Origin of the sequence: Chromobacterium haemolyticum (genome assembly GCF_009936155.1) — a bacterium.
GTDB classification, from domain to species: domain Bacteria; phylum Pseudomonadota; class Gammaproteobacteria; order Burkholderiales; family Chromobacteriaceae; genus Chromobacterium; species Chromobacterium haemolyticum.
On sequence record NZ_AP019312.1, the window covers coordinates 893575 to 912262 of the forward strand.

12 protein-coding genes are annotated in these 18688 nt (G+C 61.8%); 5 read left to right on the forward strand and 7 right to left on the reverse strand.

Annotated features, from left to right (window positions below; all coding sequences use genetic code 11):
• Nucleotides 1-61: 61 nt before the first annotated feature.
• The gene (locus GYH29_RS04010) at nt 62-1246 is read right to left on the reverse strand and encodes an FAD-dependent monooxygenase (protein ID WP_161523208.1); all 1185 of its coding nucleotides are present in this window, start codon (nt 1244-1246) and stop codon (nt 62-64) included.
• Nucleotides 1247-1339: 93 nt separating this feature from the next.
• Nucleotides 1340-2272: a LysR family transcriptional regulator gene (locus GYH29_RS04015; RefSeq protein WP_081574633.1), complete on the reverse strand. Its 933-nt coding sequence runs from the start codon at nt 2270-2272 to the stop codon at nt 1340-1342.
• Nucleotides 2273-2600: 328 nt separating this feature from the next.
• Between GYH29_RS04015 and GYH29_RS04020 the strand changes: the two genes are divergently transcribed.
• From GYH29_RS04020 to adhE, 3 genes are all read left to right on the forward strand, one after another.
• Nucleotides 2601-2966: an ester cyclase gene (locus tag GYH29_RS04020; protein WP_081574635.1), complete on the forward strand. Its 366-nt coding sequence runs from the start codon at nt 2601-2603 to the stop codon at nt 2964-2966.
• Nucleotides 2967-3124: 158 nt separating this feature from the next.
• Nucleotides 3125-4240, forward strand: coding sequence for a carbonic anhydrase (locus tag GYH29_RS04025; protein WP_232060507.1), 1116 nt, complete (start codon nt 3125-3127; stop codon nt 4238-4240).
• 428 nt (nt 4241-4668) lie between these two features.
• The gene (adhE, locus tag GYH29_RS04030) at nt 4669-7338 is read left to right on the forward strand and encodes a bifunctional acetaldehyde-CoA/alcohol dehydrogenase (RefSeq protein ID WP_161523209.1); all 2670 of its coding nucleotides are present in this window, start codon (nt 4669-4671) and stop codon (nt 7336-7338) included.
• A 67-nt stretch (nt 7339-7405) separates the two neighbouring features.
• On the opposite strand, the gene GYH29_RS24975 is transcribed toward adhE, so the two are convergent.
• Nucleotides 7406-8803: a methyl-accepting chemotaxis protein gene (locus GYH29_RS24975; protein WP_107731570.1), complete on the reverse strand. Its 1398-nt coding sequence runs from the start codon at nt 8801-8803 to the stop codon at nt 7406-7408.
• A gap of 573 nt (nt 8804-9376) precedes the next feature.
• Between GYH29_RS24975 and GYH29_RS04040 the strand changes: the two genes are divergently transcribed.
• Nucleotides 9377-10774 carry an amino acid permease gene (locus GYH29_RS04040; RefSeq protein WP_043592678.1) on the forward strand — a complete coding sequence of 466 codons (1398 nt, stop codon included), beginning with the start codon at nt 9377-9379 and terminating at the stop codon, nt 10772-10774.
• Nucleotides 10775-10834: 60 nt separating this feature from the next.
• Here GYH29_RS04040 and GYH29_RS04045 read toward each other — a convergent pair whose 3' ends face one another.
• A complete protein-coding gene (locus GYH29_RS04045) occupies nt 10835-11284 on the reverse strand; it encodes a hypothetical protein (RefSeq protein ID WP_141111020.1) in 450 nt (149 codons plus the stop codon).
• Nucleotides 11285-11558: 274 nt separating this feature from the next.
• Here GYH29_RS04045 and GYH29_RS04050 point away from each other — a divergent pair, with 274 nt between their 5' ends.
• Nucleotides 11559-11900: a DUF6616 family protein gene (locus tag GYH29_RS04050; protein ID WP_019100242.1), complete on the forward strand. Its 342-nt coding sequence runs from the start codon at nt 11559-11561 to the stop codon at nt 11898-11900.
• A gap of 156 nt (nt 11901-12056) precedes the next feature.
• Here the strand turns inward: GYH29_RS04050 and GYH29_RS04055 are convergent, their stop codons facing one another.
• From GYH29_RS04055 to mfd, 3 genes are all read right to left on the reverse strand, one after another.
• Complete coding sequence (locus GYH29_RS04055) at nt 12057-12794, reverse strand: hypothetical protein (RefSeq protein WP_161523210.1); 738 nt, start codon at nt 12792-12794, stop codon at nt 12057-12059.
• A gap of 369 nt (nt 12795-13163) precedes the next feature.
• Nucleotides 13164-14516: an exodeoxyribonuclease VII large subunit gene (gene xseA, locus GYH29_RS04060; protein ID WP_161523211.1), complete on the reverse strand. Its 1353-nt coding sequence runs from the start codon at nt 14514-14516 to the stop codon at nt 13164-13166.
• A 670-nt stretch (nt 14517-15186) separates the two neighbouring features.
• Complete coding sequence (gene mfd, locus GYH29_RS04065; protein WP_161523212.1) at nt 15187-18591, reverse strand: transcription-repair coupling factor; 3405 nt, start codon at nt 18589-18591, stop codon at nt 15187-15189.
• Nucleotides 18592-18688 lie beyond the last annotated feature (97 nt).

The following is an 18688-nucleotide window of genomic DNA, read 5'->3' on the forward strand; positions in this document are numbered from 1 at the left end:
CTTCAGCATAGCCGCTAAACCGCGATGACGCCGTGGCGAGCAAGGAGGAATGCGTGTGGCGTCAGCCGCCCCTCAACCCTAGCGCGTAGCGTATCGCTTCGCGCTTCAGCGGGCCGGCGTGATTGGCCAGGCGCATCCCCAGCTTGCGCGCCAGCCGCAGCGGGGCAATGTCGTTGCCAAAACCATAGCAGAAGGCGTCCATCGTGGTTTGCATGGCCAGATTGGCCGGTTTGCGCGCGCGCTGGTAGCGCTGCAGCGCGTCGACGGCGGCAAAATCCCGGCCTTGGGCCGCGGCTTCAAGGATCACTTCGGCCAGTTTGGCCGCGTCCTGGAAGCCCAGGTTCACGCCTTGGCCGGCCAGCGGGTGGATGGTGTGGGCGGCGTCGCCCACCAGAGCCACGCCGTCCTTGACATAGCGCTGCGCGTGACGGCGGGTCAGCGCAAAGCTGCCCTTGGCCACGATGCGGCGGATATTGCCCAGCTTGCGCGGAAAGGCAGCGTGAAAGGCCGCGGCCAGTTCCGCCTCGTCCAGCGCCAGCAAACGCTGGACTTCCGGAGGGCGGTGATACCAGACCAAGGATCCGTATTGGCCGGTCAGCGGTAAAAAGGCTTGCGGGCCAGTGGGGGTGAAGTGTTGCCAGGTGATGTCCTGCTGTGTTTGTTCCTGCTCGCAGCAGGCCACCAGCGCGTGCATTGGATAATCCCAACTGGTGACGCCGATCCCGGCGGCATCGCGCACCGATGAGCGCGCGCCGTCGGCGGCGACCAGCAAGCGGGCGCTCAACTGACGGCCGTCCTCCAGTTCCACGCGCGAGGCGAAGGGCTGGTAGACGATGCGGCGGATGGCGGCCGGCGCCAGATAGTCGATGTCCGCTTTTCCCAGCAGGGCTTGGGTGGCGGCCAATTGCGCCACTCGGTTTTCCACGATGTGCCCGAGCGCCGCTTCGCCGGCCTCCTCGGCGGTGAACAGCGTGCCGTCGGTTTCCTCGCCTTCCCACACCTGCATGCGCAGATAGGGGGCCGCGCGCATTTCCAGGACCGCGTCCCAGGCGCCGATGCCCGCCAGAAAACGCGCCGAGGCGGGGCTGATCGCCGAAACCCGCAGATCCGGCGGCTGAGTCGCGTCGAACGGGGCGGGCGGCGTCTGCTCCAGCACCGCAATGCTCAGGCCGTGGCCGGACAGCGCGGCGGCAAGCGCCGAGCCCACCATGCCGCCGCCGACGATGAGAATATCGCTGTGTTGCATAAATCCCTTTCCAATCGTTTGCCCGCGCTTTTCCCGAGCGCCTGGTCGCGCGCCAGCATAGCCCATAGGAGGTGCCGCGCGTTTTGGTCTGGATCAAGCCGTTTGCGGTTCCGCCGCCAGCAGCGCGCGCAGCCGCGGCACCACGTGTTGGATGAATACCTCGTTCTTGCGCGGCAACGGGTGCCGGTAAGGGTAGACCAGAAAAGCCGGCCAGCAGTCGTGGCTCCAGCCCGGCAGCACCGGCACCAACTGGCCGGTGGCGAGAAAGCTGTTGGCCACGTAGTGGGGCAGCAGCGCCAGGCCACAGCCGGCCACCGCGCCGGAAACCAGCGGAGAATACTGATTGCAACTGAGCACCGGCCGTACCGGCATGCGCACATAGACGCCGTCTTTTTCCAGCGCCCATTCCACTGTTTCGCTGGGGGCCTTGCTGGAGTCGTACAGCACGCGGTGCAGGCACAAGTCCTCCGGGTGTTCCAGTCTGGGGGCTTGCGCAAGGTAGCCGGGCGAGGCGTAGACGGTTTCGCGCATGAAGCCCAGCGGTTTGGCCACCAGTCCGTCGTCGTAGACATTACGGGTGCGCACGCAAAAATCCAGTCCTTCGGCCACAGGGTCTTGCAGCCGGTTTTCCACTTGCAACTGCATCTCCAGCCCCGGGTACTGATTGGAGAGCTCCGACAAAATGGGCACCAGCAGGAACTGGGCGAAGGCCGAGGCGGAGCTGATCACCAGAGGGCCTTCCACGCAATCCTGAACATTGCCCACGTCGCCGCGCACCCGGTCCAGCATCTCGCGCAATTGGCGCGCGTGTATGGCCAGCCGTTGGCCGGCCTCGGTCAGCGCCACGCGCCGGGTATTGCGCAGCACCAGCACCGTGCCCAGCTCCAGTTCCAGTTGTTTGACCAATTGGCTGACGCGGCTTTTGGCGCAGCCTAACGAGTCGGCCGCCGCGGTGAAGCTGCCGTGGCGGGCCAGCGCGTCGAAGGCCAGCAGAGCATCCGGAGAGGGAGGGTGGTTTGTTTTCATTTCAGAACAGTGTGTGGGTATTTCACGGATTTTATTGTATGGGCATGTAGATTAGCATGCTTTCTTGATCAATAGCAGAACAATTGGAGCGCATCATGGCATGGGGGATCAAGGGGGCTTGGGGTCGGTTTTGGGGGCGGCTGGGCCGCTTGTGGTGGGAGGGCATGCGGGCCCACGCGCAGCGCGCGCTTCGCGACGAAACCGAGGAGCTGGAGCGCGTGAGGTATGCGGCGTTGAGCGGGGGGCGGCAGTGCGCCAATCCGGTCGATTGCGCCCGGAACCGACGAGTATTTCATTAACCGTGATGTTGAATCGAGGAGAAACGAAAATGCGGGATACCAGAGCGGTAGTAACGGGGTTTTTGAACGAGGTGCGTTCCGGACGCAATCCGGATGCGGCGAGCGACTATCTGGCGGCTAAGGTATTGGCGCATCAACTGGTGGCGGAGTCGCCGTACACGCTGGAGCGCAGCCCGGCGGATTACGCGGCGCACGTGCGCGAGTTCCTGCGCGACTACGGCGCTTTCGAACTTCGGGTGGACGAACTGCTGGTGGACGGAGACAAGGCGTACGCGCGCTGGACTCAGATTGGGCGAAATCTGGCCGGCAGCGGCGAGCCGGTGCGGCAAATCGGCAGTGCCTGCTATCGGGTGGAGGAGGGACGCATTGTCGAGTATTGGATACAAAGCAGCTGAGTCGTAGTCGCGGTTTGCATGTGGAGCATCTCTTGTTTAACTTATTGTCATAATTTTGTGTTAATTGCAGGTCAATTAATATCGTCTTTCAGTTTTATCAAACATGGCCGATATTGCATAAATATAATGACCGCCAAGATGACAATAAGGAGCTGTAAATGGGGATGCTTGGACGCAAGCGCCAACTGGCGCTTTGTCTGCTGTTGTTGACGGCTCAGGTTTGGGCGGAAGAGGCCGCGCCGGCCGAAGGGTCTCAACCCAAGACGGTGATCAAGTTGCCGCTGAAGTTGAAGCCGGCGGCGCCTGACGCCCATAAGGCGGAACCGGCCAAGCCGGCAACTCCGGCGGCGGAACACAAGCCCGAAGCCAAGCCGGCCGCTAAAGCGGAGGCCAAGCCCGAAGCGAAACACGCGGAAGCCAAGCCGGCCGAGGGCAAGCCCGCTGAAGCCAAACATGCCGAAACCAAGCCGCCGGAGAAATTGGAGCCGGCGGTGAAGATGGCGCCGCCGCCGGCGGCCAAGAATTTGAGCGAGCCCAGCCCGGAAGTGCATGCGCCGGTGAAAAAGCGCCGCGTGGCCAAGCCCAAGCGCAAGGCGGCTCCGGCCGAGCACGGCGACGCGCACGCCGGTGCGCATCTCGCCTCCGAAGCCCAGCAAGTGCGCGGCGTGGTGGACGCTATCGTCGAAGCCAACGCCCGCTATATGAAGTCGCACGACAAGGCCTATTTCGAGCGATTCTCCGAGCATCAGAGCCCGCGCGCCACCGTGGTGACCTGCTCGGACTCCCGGGTGCAAACCAACGCCTTTCACGCCGACGCGGTCAACGATCTGTTCATGGTGCGCGACATCGGCAATCAACTGGCCACCGCCGAGGGCTCGGTGGAGTACGGGGTGAGGCATTTGCATACCCCCTTGCTGATCATCATCGGCCATGCCGCCTGCGGTGCGATCAAAGCCGCCTCCGGCGACTACGGCGCTCTGGAGCCGGCGATACGCAAAGAGTTGGCCACCATCGATATTCCCAAGGGCATTGACCCCACCAACGGCGCGCTGCTGAACGTCAACAACCAAGTGGAAACTGCGATCATGACCTACGCCGGCGAAGTGGAGGCCGGCAAGCTGGCGGTGCTGGGCGCGTTCTACGACTTCCGCAACGATCTGAAGCAAGGCTATGGCAAGCTGGTGATCACCAATCTGAACGGCGAGACCGATCCGGCCAAGATCCGCGAAATGACCCGCGCCGGCCAGTTCTTTAAATACAGCTTTATGAAATAGCGGCACGCCGCTTTTTTGCTTCGCCGCCATGGCCGCCGTCAGGCGGCCATTCTATTTGCGCGGCGTCGGCGCGGTAGCGTCTCCATTACAGCGGATGCGCGCGTTTTTCCCCTGATGATTCCGGTTGGGACATTTTTTCTCCGCTTAATCCGTATTTGTTTGGCAATGCGCAAAAACGAATATCGTTTTTTCGCTTAGCATGAGCTTATTGATGCCGCCGCTATGGTTTCGCGTTTGCGGGCGACAGGGTTTTCTGCGTTGAAAGTGTATTGATGTAATGCGCTTGCTACAAAAAGTTTTTAAGCGATGAGAATGAGCGGTGAATGGACAATAATATTGTCTAGATTATATTTTCATAAATGAAAATAGATTGTCACCAATTAGTCATTCTCTCGTCGCAACAGGTTTAACTGTTTGGGAGACTTGAAATGACCGTAGGCAATGAATTGGAACTGGATGCGCTGGTGGCGCGGGTGAAAAAAGCGCAGGCCGCGTTTGCCGGCTTCAGCCAGGAGCAGGTGGACCACATCTTCCGCTCGGCGGCGCTGGCCGCCGCGGACGCGCGGATACCGCTGGCCAAGATGGCGGTGGCGGAAACCGGCATGGGCGTGTTGGAGGACAAGGTGATCAAGAACCACTTCGCCTCCGAATACATCTACAACAAGTACAAGGAGGATAAAACCTGCGGCGTGCTGGCCGAGGACGACACCTTCGGCACCATCACCATCGCCGAGCCGATCGGCTTGATCTGTGGCATCGTGCCCACCACCAATCCCACCTCCACCGCCATTTTCAAGGCCTTGATTTCCTTGAAGACGCGCAACGGCATCATTTTCTCGCCGCACCCGCGCGCCAAGCGCTCCACTTGCGAAGCGGCGCGTTTGGTGTTGCAGGCGGCGGTGGCGGCCGGCGCTCCGCCGGATATCATCGGCTGGATAGACGAGCCTTCGGTGGCCTTGTCCAATCAGCTGATGCACCACCCTGACCTCAATCTGATCCTGGCCACCGGCGGGCCGGGCATGGTGCGGGCCGCTTACTCCTCAGGCAAGCCGGCTATCGGCGTCGGCGCCGGCAATACCCCGGCGGTGATAGACGAGACCGCCGACATCAAGCGCGCCGTCGCCTCCATCCTGATGTCCAAGACCTTCGACAACGGCGTGGTCTGCGCGTCGGAGCAGTCCGTCATCATCGTCGACGAAATCTACGAGGCGGTGCGCGAGCGCTTCGCCAAGCACGGCGGCTACATCCTGTCCAAACGCGAAGCGGAGGCGGTGCGCAAGGTGATTCTGCAGGACGGCGGCCTCAACGCCGCCATCGTCGGCCAGAGCGCGGCCAAGATCGCAGCGATGGCTGGCATCGAAACGCCGCCGGCCACCAAGGTGCTGATCGGCGAAGTCAGCGATGTATCCGCCGCCGAAGCCTTTGCCCATGAAAAACTGTCGCCGACATTGGCGATGTACCGCGCCAGCGACTTCATCGACGCTTGCGACAAGGCCGCGGCGCTGGTGGCGATGGGCGGCATCGGCCACACCTCGGCGCTGTACACCGATCAGGACTTGCAAGGAGAGCGCATCCGCTACTTTGGCGACAAGATGAAAACCGCGCGCATCCTGATCAACACGCCGTCCTCGCAAGGCGGCATCGGCGATCTCTACAACTTCAGCCTGGCGCCGTCGCTGACCCTGGGCTGCGGCTCCTGGGGCGGCAACTCTATCTCGGAAAACGTAGGCCCCAAACACCTGATCAACAAGAAGACCGTGGCCAAGAGGGCCGAAAACATGCTGTGGCATAAGCTGCCCAAGTCCATTTATTTCCGCCGCGGCTGCCTGCCGGTGGCGCTGGAAGACCTGTCCGGCAAACGCCGCTGCCTGATCGTCACCGGCCAGTATCTGTTCGACAATGGTTTCGTGGACGAGCCTATCCGTCTGCTGAAGAAAATGGGTTTGGAGGTGGAGGTGTTCTTCGAGGTGCCTGCCGATCCGACGCTGGCGGTGGTGCGCAAGGGCGCGGACCTGGCGCATGCTTTCAAGCCTGACGTGATCATGGCTTTGGGCGGCGGGTCGCCGATGGACGCGGCCAAGATCATGTGGGTGATGTATGAGCATCCGGAAGTACATTTCGAAGACTTGGCGCTGCGCTTCATGGACATCCGCAAACGGATTTACCAGTTCCCTAAACTGGGGCGCAAAGCGGAGTTGGTGGCGGTGCCCACCACCTCCGGCACCGGTTCGGAAGTGACGCCGTTCGCCGTGGTCACCGATGAGAACACCGGGGTCAAATACCCGATCGCCGACTACGAACTGACGCCGAACATGGCCATTGTCGACGCCAATCTGGTGATGAATATGCCCAAGTCGCTGACCGCCTTCGGCGGCATCGACGCGGTGACTCATGCGCTGGAAGCCTACGTTTCTGTGATGGCCAACGAGTATTCGGACCCGCAGGCTTTGCAGGCGCTGAAGCTGTTGAAGGATTACCTGCCGTCCGCCTATCGCAACGGCGCCGGCGATCCCAAGGCGCGCGAGCAGGTGCACAACGCCGCCACCATCGCCGGCATCGCCTTCGCCAACGCTTTCCTCGGCGTTTGCCATTCGATGGCGCACAAGATTGGCGCCGAATTCGGCCTGGCCCACGGCCTGGCCAACGCGCTCTTGATCAGCAATGTGATTCGCTACAACGCCGCCGATGTGCCGACCAAGCAGACCGCCTTCAGCCAGTACGACCGGCCCAAGAGTGTGGCGCGCTACGCTGAAATCGCCCGCCACCTGGGCCTGGAAGCCAGTCGCGACCACGAGCGGGTGGAGAAGCTGATCGAATGGGTGGACGCGCTCAAGCGCACGCTGGACATTCCGGCGTCCATTCAGGCCGCCGGTGTGGCCGAGGCGGACTTCCTGGCCAAGGTGGACTTGCTGGCGGAAGCCGCTTTCGATGACCAGTGCACTGGCGCCAACCCGCGCTACCCGCTGATCAGCGAATTGAAGCAGCTGCTGTTGGACAGCTATTACGGCCGCGCCTACAAGGAAAGCTGGGAGCGCGAAGCGGGCGCGGAAGCCAAGCCCGAGGAGCGCCCGGCCAAGGGCAAGCTCAAGGCGGTGTGAGCCCCGCAGCCGCCCTTCAAGCCGCCGCGCGTCAGCCCGGCGGTTTTTTCTTTGCGCAACGGCCGGCTCAGTATTTGAAATAGCCTATGGTCTGCGCCAGCTCCACCGCCTGCTCGCTCATGCCGCGCGCGGTGGCGGTCAGTTGTTCCGACGCCGCGGCGTTGGCTTGCATCGACCGGCTGATTTCGCTGACGCCCTGATTGATCTGTTCCACCTGCAGCGCTTGCTGGTTGGATGACTGGTTGATGTCTTGCACGAAGCTGGCGGTGCTTTGTATCGTCGGCAACATCTGGTTGAACAGTTCGCCCGCGTGTTCGGCGCGGCGCACGCTGCTTTGCGTCAGCTGGCTGATTTCCTTGGCCGCCTGCTGACTGCGCGCCGCCAGCTTGCGCACTTCTCCTGCCACCACCGCGAAGCCGCGGCCGTGTTCGCCGGCGCGCGCGGCCTCTATCGCCGCATTCAGCGCCAGCAGATTGGTTTGATAGGCGATATCGTCGATGATCAGCACTTTATTGGCGATATCCCACATCGCGGCGATGGTTTCGTCCACCGCTTGGCCACCGGCAGCCGCATGCCTGCTGCTGTCGCTGGCCATCTGGTTCGTGGTGCGGGCATCGTCCCGATTCTTCCACACGAAAGCGGAGATCTGTTCGAGACTGGCGCTGTTCTTGTCGATGTTGTTGGCCTGCTCTGCCGCTTGCTGGCTCAGTGTGTCCACTGCCTGGCTGATCTGACGCGCGGCGTTGGCCAGGTCCGAGGAGAAGGCGTCGATATGTCCCAGAATGCCGGCCAGCTTAGCCACCAGCCGGCGCGTGGATTCTGCCAGGTCGCCCAGCTCGTCCTGGCTGGTGTAGCGCGGAGGTGCGGTCAGATCGCCATCGGCGATGGCGTGCAGGGCTTGGCTCACTTCGCGGATGGGCTGATGCAGCAGGCGGCGCACCAGCAGGGACAGCACCATGACGGTGACCAGATCCAGCAGCAGGATTTCCGCCGATACCCGCCACAGTACCGCGTGCAGTTTCTCGCGGATTTCTTCCGTGGACACTTGCAGGCTTAGTTTGCCGACAGTGCGCGCGGTCGCGCCGTCGTGAAAGACCACGATGCGTTCGCGGGTCATATCCGCATCAGAGGCCGGCTTTCCGACGCGAAGCAGCGAGCCGTCGGCCTCGCGGCGGTAACCTGCGAACGGCGCGCCGTTGGCGTCGCGGACGAAAATGCCGCGGAGCGCGCGTTTTCCCATCTCCGCCTCCAGCACCCGCAAGCCTTGGGCGCTGTCGAAATTCCACATCGGCCCGGCCAGGTTTGTCGCCAGCCGCGCGCCGATCGCGGCGATTTCGCTGTCCAGCGCCTGGCGCAATTCCTGTTGGGTGCGCCAGTAGTCCAGCGCGCCGAACGCCGCCAGCAGGACGGACATGATGAGCATGAAGGCCAGGTTGAGCTTCAGGCTGAGGCTGTGGTGCCGCATAGGTGCATGCTCCCGGCTCGATAAACCGATTCAACGCTTTATTGATAGCACCTGTCGGCTTTGGTAGGACTATTGGATGCCGAAGATCAAGACCGGTGGTGGGCTGCGCGCAGGGGGATGTTGGCGCCGATGCGGGGGAATCGGCATTAAGAGTCGTATTTATGCTTCTTGCGCGTATCTATATTCTGAAACATGACATGACAAAAGTCTTGAGGTAATCTCCTGCCCCATGTGTTATGGGTTACAACGACAATCCCAAGCCATAACATCGGCGGCGGCGCTGCTCTTGAACCTGTTTACGACCTGCTGGGTGTTGCGGAGCGTTACACCGTGAGTGCCTTTTCCGAAATGCTCTCCCGAGATCGTGAACAGGCTCTAAGAACGTGTTTACGATCTCGCGAGCAAGAGCGAGACAAGGCGAAAACGACCGAAAAAGCGGAATGTACTCGTGGTACATGAGCATTTTTAGGGTGTTTTCAATGCTGTATCGCCGAAGCGCAGCAGATGGTAAACGGGTTCTAAGCGCCAAGGCCTCAACCCTTACGCAATACAAAGACAGTTAAAGGAGCAACTATGCAACCTGCTCAGGACTCCCTGCACAGGGGACTGGAAGAGCGGCATATCAACCTCATGGCTCTTGGCGCCACCATTGGCGTCGGCCTGTTTCTGGGGTCGGCCACCGCCATCAAAATGGCCGGCCCCGCCATCATGCTGGCTTACGCCCTAGGCGGCTTCGCCATCTTCCTGATCATGCGCGCGCTGGGAGAAATGGCCATTCATAACCCGGTGGCCGGATCGTTTAGCCGTTACGCGCTGGATTACCTCGGCCCCTTGGCCGGCTACCTGACTGGCTGGAACTATTGGTTTCTGTGGCTGGTGACTTGCATGGCGGAAATCACCGCCGTCGGCGTCTACATGGGTATCTGGTTCCCGGACATTCCGGCCTGGTATTGGGCCCTGGCCGCGCTGGTGGCCATGGGCGGCGTCAACTTCATCGCGGTCAAGGCCTATGGCGAATTCGAGTTCTGGTTCGCACTGATCAAAATCGTCACTATTGTGTTGATGATCATCGGCGGCCTGGGCATGATCGTGTTCGGCCTGGGCCACGGCGGGGTGGCCACCGGCATCTCCAATCTATGGAGTCACGGTGGCTTCATGCCCAACGGCTTCAGCGGCGTGCTGATGTCGCTGCAAATGGTGATGTTCGCTTATTTGGGCGTGGAAATGCTGGGCCTGACTGCCGGCGAAGCCAAGAACCCGAAAAAAGCGCTGGCTCGCGCGGTGGATTCGGTATTCTGGCGCATTCTGATTTTCTACATCGGCGCGCTGTTCGTCATTCTGGCTATTTACCCGTGGAATGAACTGGGCACCCGCGGCAGCCCCTTCGTGCTGACTTTCGAGCAGTTGGGCATCCCCGCCGCCGCCGGCATCATCAACTTCGTGGTGCTCACCGCCGCGCTGTCTTCGTGCAATAGCGGTATTTTCAGCACCGGCCGCATGTTGTACAACCTGGCCCAGCAACAGCAGGCGCTGCCTGTGTTCGCCAAGGTGTCGCGCCAAGGCGTGCCGGTGTTCGCCTTGCTGATGTCGGTATTCGCGCTGCTGATGGGCGTGCTGCTCAACTACCTGGCGCCCAAGGAGGTATTCACCTGGTTGACCGCGATTTCCACCTTTGGGGCGATCTGGACCTGGGTGATCATTCTGCTGGCCCAACTGCGCTTCCGTCGCACTCTGAGCCGCGAGCAGCTGGCGGCGCTGGCCTACAAGATGCCGTTTTGGCCGTATGGTTCTTACATCGCAATGGGATTCTTGATCCTAGTGGTGGGCTTGATGGCTTATTTCCCGGACACTCGCATCGCCTTGATTATTGGCCCGGGTTGGCTGGCCTTCCTTGTGGTGGCCTACTATCTGCTGGGCTACCACAAGCGCAGCGCCGAGGAAGTGGCGCGGCTGGCGCAAAACGCCCGCTGACGTTTGCCCGCTTCCAGCCGCAATGAAAAACCCGCTCGCAAGGAGCGGGTTTTTTGCGTCTCAACGCGGCAGCCAGCTGCCGCGCAGCGAGTAATCTCCCGGCTGCTGCCGGGTGGGGCCGCTGAGCGGATGAGCCGGCGGGGGGGCGTGTTGCTCGCAATTGCTCTGGCCGAAGCAACGCGGCAGCGGGTTGAAGCCGGCGCTGGGGCAACCCGGGGGCGGGTTGATGCCGATGCAATGCTGCATCCGCTCTCTTTGCCTCCGTTCCCGCAAGCTGGGCGTGCTCAGATCCGCTTTGACCGAAAAATCAGGGCCGGCGTCCAGGTCTTTCAACTGCACCGCGCTTTTGAACTTGAGCGGCTTGTTCTTTTTATCCGTCGGCTTCATTGATGGTTTGGCGCGAGCGTCCCACGGATCTTTCAAGGCGAAGTCGTAAGAAGGCAGGGGAGCCGCCGTCAGGCTCGCGCTCAAGGCGGCCAGCGACAGCAATAGGGCGTGTCTACACTGCATGATGAATCTTTGTCCTGCGATGGCAATGCCGCCGACGCCCGGCTGCTGCCAGGCAGGGAGGGGCGCGCGGAATGCTCTTGTTGGGGGATCTGGCTAGCGCGGCGGTAGCCGCGGTGGCTGTGCGCCGCTCACCGAAATTTCAATGGGAGCGGGCGGATGCTTTTTATAACATCAAAGTTTTTCAGCTGGCAATAAGATGCAATGACATGTGAAGCCGAGCGCGGCTTAATCTGGAGGACGCGGCTTCGGCTGTTCATACTCATGGAGACCCTAAATGGCGCATTATCTGGTGGAACTGTACAGCCCAAAGCCGGCTTGGCTGGCTTTGAGTTTTTTGCACCGCACCGATTTCCTGGACCAAGTCAAAACTAATATCGAGGCGCTGCCTGGCTTGGGCATTCAATTGCTGACTTTAAGCCAGATTTCCGCCGACGCGGATCAGGCTGTGCCCTATCGTTTCCTGGGCGTGTGGAGCCTGCCGAGCCAAGAGGCCTGCGAGGCGATGCTGGCCGGTATCCGCGCCAGCGGTTGGTACGATTATTTCGACCACGTCAACGCGGTGGGCGCGGCCGGCGGCGTGGACGTTCATCTGGCGGACCTGTTGCAGGTCAAGTAAGGCAGGCCGCGGGTTGCCGGCTCATAGGCGGCCAGGATGTGTTCGAAGGCTCCGCTAGATTCGGGCATGGGGGGCTCCGGCAGGCGCGGACTTGGCCGGCCGCTGTACCCCCACGAAAACCCGCAATGCCATGGTTGCGAGAGCGGCAACCGTTTTTCAGGAATATTTGGCGGCGACGTAGCTACGGCAGAAGCGTGCGGTCATGCCCGCGATCAGCGCGCTGGCGTCGTCGATATCGGTGAGCGCGCGCTTGGGCGGCGGGTTCTCCGACGCGCCGTGACGGGCGTAGATGCCCAGGATGCTGGTGTTGTTGCAGGCGGCGGTGAACAGGCTGAGCTGCTCCGGGTCGGCGAAGGCGTCGTAGTGTTTGACGCTGTCCAGTATCTTGTACAGCGTGCTCCAGGCCAGCACATTTTCCAGCGTGGTGTTGGTGGAGATCAGCCCCAGCAGGAACAGCAGATCGCGCAGGCAGGGGTCGTGCTTGGCCAGGTAGAGCAGATAGGACGGGTAGCGTTGGCGGGGATTCTCGTAGCGGGTGTGAATCTGGTCGATCCTGGGGTTGTGGCTGAACGGTTCTTCTTCGATCCGATGGGCGCTGATGGGATAGCGGCAGCCGTTTTCGTAAGCGCTGAAGCCCAGAAACTGGACCGGCATGCTGCTGACGCTGCCGGCGGCGGCGCGCAAGGCGTCGTTGAGCAGCAGCTGCAAGAGACGTTGGGAAACGTGCTCGGGGTCGTCCAGTTCGTCGATATGGCGAGAATAGGCGTAGAACTGCATGCCGATGTGGTCGTTTTCGTAGCCCAGATCGATGTCGTTGCCGAAGAAATTATGGGCGAGGTCGGGATAGTAGCCGCTGGCGGCGACGGTGATTTCCCATTTGTGTACCGGCGACATGAAGCTTCCCTGGCTGCGGTAAAAAGCTGTTCAAAGTCTGCTGCGCTTCGTGAAGCGTTGCACGGTGAGTACAAACTCAAAATGCTTATGTGTCACTCGTACACTCCGCTTTTTCGCTTGTTTTCGCCTTGCCTCGCCCTTGCTCGCGAGATCGTAAACAGACTCAAAGACGAATGGGCAAGACGCGCTTGGCGTTATTTCCCGCGCCGGATGCTAGCGCAGTTAAATGTCGAATGAGTAAACGTTTTGGCATCTAAAGCTAATCGTCATTGTCTTGCGGCTTGGCGCCGCGGGGATATTCAGGCTGCGCCGAAGCTCTGGCGAACGGGGGCCACGGCCCCCATTCTCTTTTGGCTGCGCAGCTTGGGTTCAGAACAAGCTGGGCTGCGCGCCTTGTGGATGGTCAATCACAGCCTCGGTGCTGCCTTCGGCCAGAAGCAGGCTGACGCGTTCGTGGTTGCGGAGCTCTTTCGGGGACTTGACCGCGGTGCCGTCCTGTTTTTGCACGATGGCGTAGCCGCGGGCCAGCACCGCTTCAGGGTTGAGCGCCAACAGGGTGGCGGCCAGGGTGTCCAGCTTCTGCGTTTGCCGGATGAGCAGGTCCTGGCGCGCGCGTTGCAACCGGGTTTGCAAACGGTCCATGGCTTGGGCTGCATGCACCAGGTCCGGCCGCCGGCGCTGCAGCTTGCTGTCCGCCAGTTGCAGCGCCCAGCGCCGTTGTTCGAACAGACCGCTCAGCTGGCGTTGCAGCCGTTCTTGCTGACGCTGGAGCGTCTCGCGCTGGCGTTGCAGCTTTTCGCCCGGATGAGCCAGCCGACGCGCCAGGTAATCCAGTTGCTGAGACTTGTCGGTGAGCAGGCGGCCGAGTGCGCGTTCCAGGCCGCGCTTGGCGGTTTCGAGCTGAGCGTTCAGGTGTTCGCGGCTGGGGGAAACCAGTTCCGCGGCGGCGGTGGGCGTGGGGGTTCGCTTGTCGGCGACGAAGTCGCAGATGGTGAAGTCGGTTTCGTGGCCGACGCCGCTGACGGTGGGAATGGGGCTGGCGGCCACCGCGCGGGCGACGATTTCCTCGTTGAACGACCACAGGTCTTCAATGCTGCCTCCGCCGCGGCAGACGATGAGCACGTCCACCTCGCGCCGTTCGCCGGCGCGGCGGACGGCGTCGGCCACTTGCTGGGCGGAGCCTTCACCCTGCACCTGGGCCGGGTAGAGAATCACCGGGATGCCGGGCATGCGCCGGCGCAGGGTGCTGACCACGTCGCGCAAGGCGGCAGCGGCCGGCGAGGTGACGATGCCGATGGCGGCTGGGTGGGCAGGCAAGGGGCGCTTGTTCGCGGGATTGAACAGGCCCTCGGCTTGCAGCTTGGCCTTGAGCTTTTCAAAGGCCTCGTACAGGCGGCCCAGGCCGGCGGAACGCATCTGATCGACGTTGATCTGGAAGTCGCCGCGGGCCTCGTACAGGGTGACGGTGCCCTTGAGCTCCACCTGCATGCCTTCGGCCGGGCGGAAGGGCAGTTGCGACACCTTGCCGCGGAACATCACGCAGCGGACCTGGGCGCCGCCGTCCTTCAAGGAGAAATAGGCGTGCCCGGACGCGGCCAGGGTGAGGTTGGAGATTTCTCCGCCTATCCACATCGGCGGTAGTCCGCTTTCCAGCAGATCGCGCGCCATGCGGTTGAGGGAGGAGACGCTGATGACGTCGTTCTGGGGTGCGGTAAAAAACATGGTTGTCAAGTGATCCACAGCGGTGGGTGGAAAATATTTTCAGCTAAAGCGAGTTGCAGCTTGGCTTGCGTAGCGTTTGATATCTCTAAAAAATTCAACAAAATCAATAACTTGATTGTTTTCTTATCCAGGGCGGGCTCCGGCCCAAAACGGCTTGGCGCTTGGCTTGAGAGCATATTTGCACAGTTTTATCAACAAAGTTATCCACAGGGTTTTCGGTTTCAATCCTGTGACGTTAATTTTTCCTGTAAAAACAAGGGGCAAGGCTTTTTGCCTCAGAGTCGCTGTCCTCGTTTGTCTTGATATTGCTCAAGTAAGCGCTTTCTTCTTTCGTCCGGGGCGGATGCCGACGGCTTGGTTTTGCCGGACGGTTATGCTTTTGGCTTGACCGTCGCTGGTGCACCGAAGGAAAGATTCATGATCCGTCGCGAGATCGTGAACCTCTTCTTCAGATCGGCTAACAACAATCAGTTTCACGGCTGAGGCAAGGCGGTGCAACGCAAGATCAGACGTTTTGTTGGCCGCTCTTAGAACGTGTTTACGATCTCGCGAGCAAAAGCGAGACAAGGCGAAAACGGCTGAGAAAGCGGAATGTACGAGTGGTACATGAGCATTTCGAAGCGGTTTTCAACGCCGTATCGCTGCAGCGCAGCAGATCGTAAACAGGTTCTTAGGCGCTCAGCTCCTTCAGCAGTTCCTTGACCCTGACCACGCGCAGCGCCACGTCCTGGATATCGGCCTCCACGCGCAGCTTGTCCTGGCCCGCCAGCCGGTAATTGCGCTTGGTTTGCAGCAACTGGATGATCTTCATAGGGTCTATCGGCGGGTTCTTGACGAAATGAACCTGAATGGCTACCTCGCTGGCGTCCAGCTTTTGCACGCCCAGCGGCTTGGCCAGCAGGCGCAGGCGGTGGCTGTCTATCAGGGTCTTGACGGTTTGCGGCGGCAAACCGAAGCGGTCGATCAGCTCTTCGTGAATGTCGTCGATTTCCTGCTCGCTCTCGCAGGTGGCCAGCCGCTTGTACAGCACCAGCCGTTCGTGCACGTCGGGGCAATAACCGTCCGGCAGCAGCGCCGGGCTGTGCATATTGATTTCAGTGGTGACGCCCAGTGGCGCGTCTAGGTCCGGAGTGCGTCCTTTTTTGAGGTCGCGCACCGCCTGTTTGAGCATTTCGGTGAACAGAGAGAAACCCACTTCCTGCATTTCGCCGGATTGGCCTTCGCCCAGCACCTCGCCGGCGCCGCGGATTTCCAGGTCGTGCATCGCTAGGTAGAAGCCCGCGCCCAGCTCCTCGGACATCTGGATGGCCTCCAGCCGTTTCATCGCGTCTTTGGTGATGCCTTCCGGCGTCAGCAGATAGGCATAGGCCTGGTGGTGGCTGCGGCCGACGCGGCCGCGCAGCTGGTGCAGCTGGGCCAGGCCGAACTTGTCGGCCCGATTGATCAGAATGGTGTTGGCGTTGGGGATGTCGATGCCGGTTTCAATGATGGTAGAGCACAGCAGCACATTGAAGCGCTGCTGCAGGAAGTCGCGCATCACTTGTTCCAGCTCGCGCTCGCGCAATTGACCGTGGGCCACGCCAATGCGTGCTTCCGGCACCAGTTCCGCCAGTTTTTCCCGCATGTTTTCTATGGTGTCCACCTCATTGTGCAGGAAGAAAACCTGGCCGCCGCGCTTGAGTTCGCGGAGTACCGCTTCGCGTATCACGCCGTTGGCCATCGGGCTGACAAAGGTTTTCACCGCTAGCCGGCGGCTGGGGGCGGTGGCGATGACGGAGAAGTCGCGCAACCCTTCCAGCGCCATTGACAGGGTGCGCGGAATCGGCGTCGCGGTCAGCGTCAGCACGTCCACATTGGCGCGCAACCGTTTGAGCTGTTCTTTCTGGCGCACGCCGAAACGGTGCTCCTCATCGATAATAACCAGGCCCAGGTTCTTGAATTGGATGTCCGGCTGCACCAGCTTGTGGGTGCCGATGACGATGTCGACGCCGCCGTCGGCCAGGCCGGCCAGCGAGGCCTTGCTTTCCTTGGCGCTGCGGAAGCGGGAGAGTTCTGCGATTTTCACCGGCCAGTCGGCAAAGCGGTCGGAGAAATTCTGGAAATGCTGTTCCGCCAGCAGGGTGGTGGGCACCAGCACTGCCACCTGTTTGCCGCCAAGGACAGCGACGAAGGCGGCGCGCAGCGCCACTTCGGTCTTGCCGAAGCCGACGTCGCCGCAGACCAGCCGGTCCATCGGCTTGCCGGAGCACATGTCTTGAACCACGGCTTCGATGGCGCTGGCCTGGTCCGGGGTTTCTTCGAAGCCGAAACCGGCGGCGAAGGCGTCGTAGTCTTGATGGGACAGGCTGAAGCTGTGGCCTTCCCGCGCGGCGCGTTGCGCGTAAAGGTTGAGCAGTTCCGCGGCCGTGTCGCGGGCTTTTTCCGCGGCGCGTTTCTTGGCTTTTTCCCAGGCTGGATTGCCCAGCTTGTGCAGGTGGATCTGGTCCGCCGCGCCGCCGGCGTAGCGGGAGATCAGGTGCAGTTGGCTGACGGGCACATAGAGGGTGGCGCTGTCCGCGTACTCCAGTTGCATCAGTTCGGTTTCGCCTTCGCCCAGGTCCATGGACACCAGGCCCACGTAGCGGCCGATGCCGTGCTGCTCATGCACCACCGGATCCCCCGCCTTGACTTCGGCCAGGTCGCGCAGCATGGAGTCGGAACCGGCGCGCGCGCTTTTGCGGCGGGTGTGGCTGCGCGCCACATGTTGGTACAACTCGGATTCGGTGACTACGGCGATGCCGGCGCCGGGCAGGGCGAAACCGGTGTAGAGCGGTGCCACGCAGAGCGCCAGCGGCATCTCGCCGGCGATGAATTCGGCCCAGCCGTCCACCGGGCGCGGCTTAATGCCGTGCTCTTGCAGGAACTGGTGGACGGTTTCGCGGCGGCCCAGGCTTTCCACTGTAATCAGGATGCGCTGACGGCCGCTGCGGATGAAGGCGTCCAGCTTGTGCAGTGGCTGCTCGGCGCGGCGCTCCACCGCCAGCTCCGGCAGCGGGGCGCAGCCTTCCGCGAGCTCGCCGTCGCCGGCCAGTTCGATGCGGGCGTAGGGTTTGAGCCGCGCCATCAGTTCGTCCGGGCGCAGGAAAATGTCGGCCGGCGGCAGTACCGGGCGTTCCAGATCGCCGCGCGCCATGTCGTAGCGGCTTTCCACGTCTTGCCAGAAGACGTTGGCGGCGTGTTGCACATCATGGTGCAACACAATCAGCGCGTCGTCGCCCAAGTAGTCGAACAGAGTGGCGGTGTCGTCGAAGAACAGCGGTAGGAAGTATTCGATGCCGGCCGGCCACAGGCCTTGAGAGACGTCTTTATAGATGCGGCTTTTGCTGGGGTCGCCTTCGATGCGTTCGCGGTAGCGCTGGCGGAAGGCGGTGACGCCGCTTTCATCCGCCGGGTACTCGCGCGCCGGCAGCATCCGGATTTCCGGTACCGGGTACAGGGTACGCTGGTTGTCCGGATCGAAGGTGCGCAGGCTGTCGATTTCGTCGTCGAACAGATCGATGCGGTAAGGCAGCGCCGAGCCCATTGGGAACAGATCGATCAAGCCGCCGCGGATGGAGAATTCTCCCGGGGCCATCACCTGAGTGACGTGGTGGTAGCCGGCGGTGACCATATTGGCGCGCAGCTGTTCCACGTCCAGCCGCTGCTTGGCTTGCAGGAAAAAGGTGCGTCCCAGCAAATAGCTTATCGGCGCCAGCCGCGTCATCGCAGTGCCGACCGGGGCGATGATCACATCGCATTCGCGCTGATGGATCTGCCACAAGGTGGCCAGCCGTTCGCTGACCAGTTCGCCGTGGGGGGAGAAGTGGTCATAGGGCAGGGTTTCCCAGTCCGGCAGCAGCGCCACGCGCAGCGAGGGCGCAAAGAATGGGGCCTCGGCTTGCAGGCGTTGGGCGGATTGCGCGTCGGCGGCGAGGATGAGCAGCGGACGCCGCTGGGCTGCGAGGCGGGCGACGATGTTGGCGTCCAGCCCGGCGGGCAGGCGTCCGTGACGAGTTTTCTGACTGGCGGGAGGTATCCGCGGGAGATTATCCAACATGCTGCTTCACTAGTTTTGGCGGTTTCGGGCTTGGCGGTTTCGGGATTATAGCAGCCGTCCGCCGCGCGCCGTTCGCTGGGCTTGCGCAAGGTCGGCG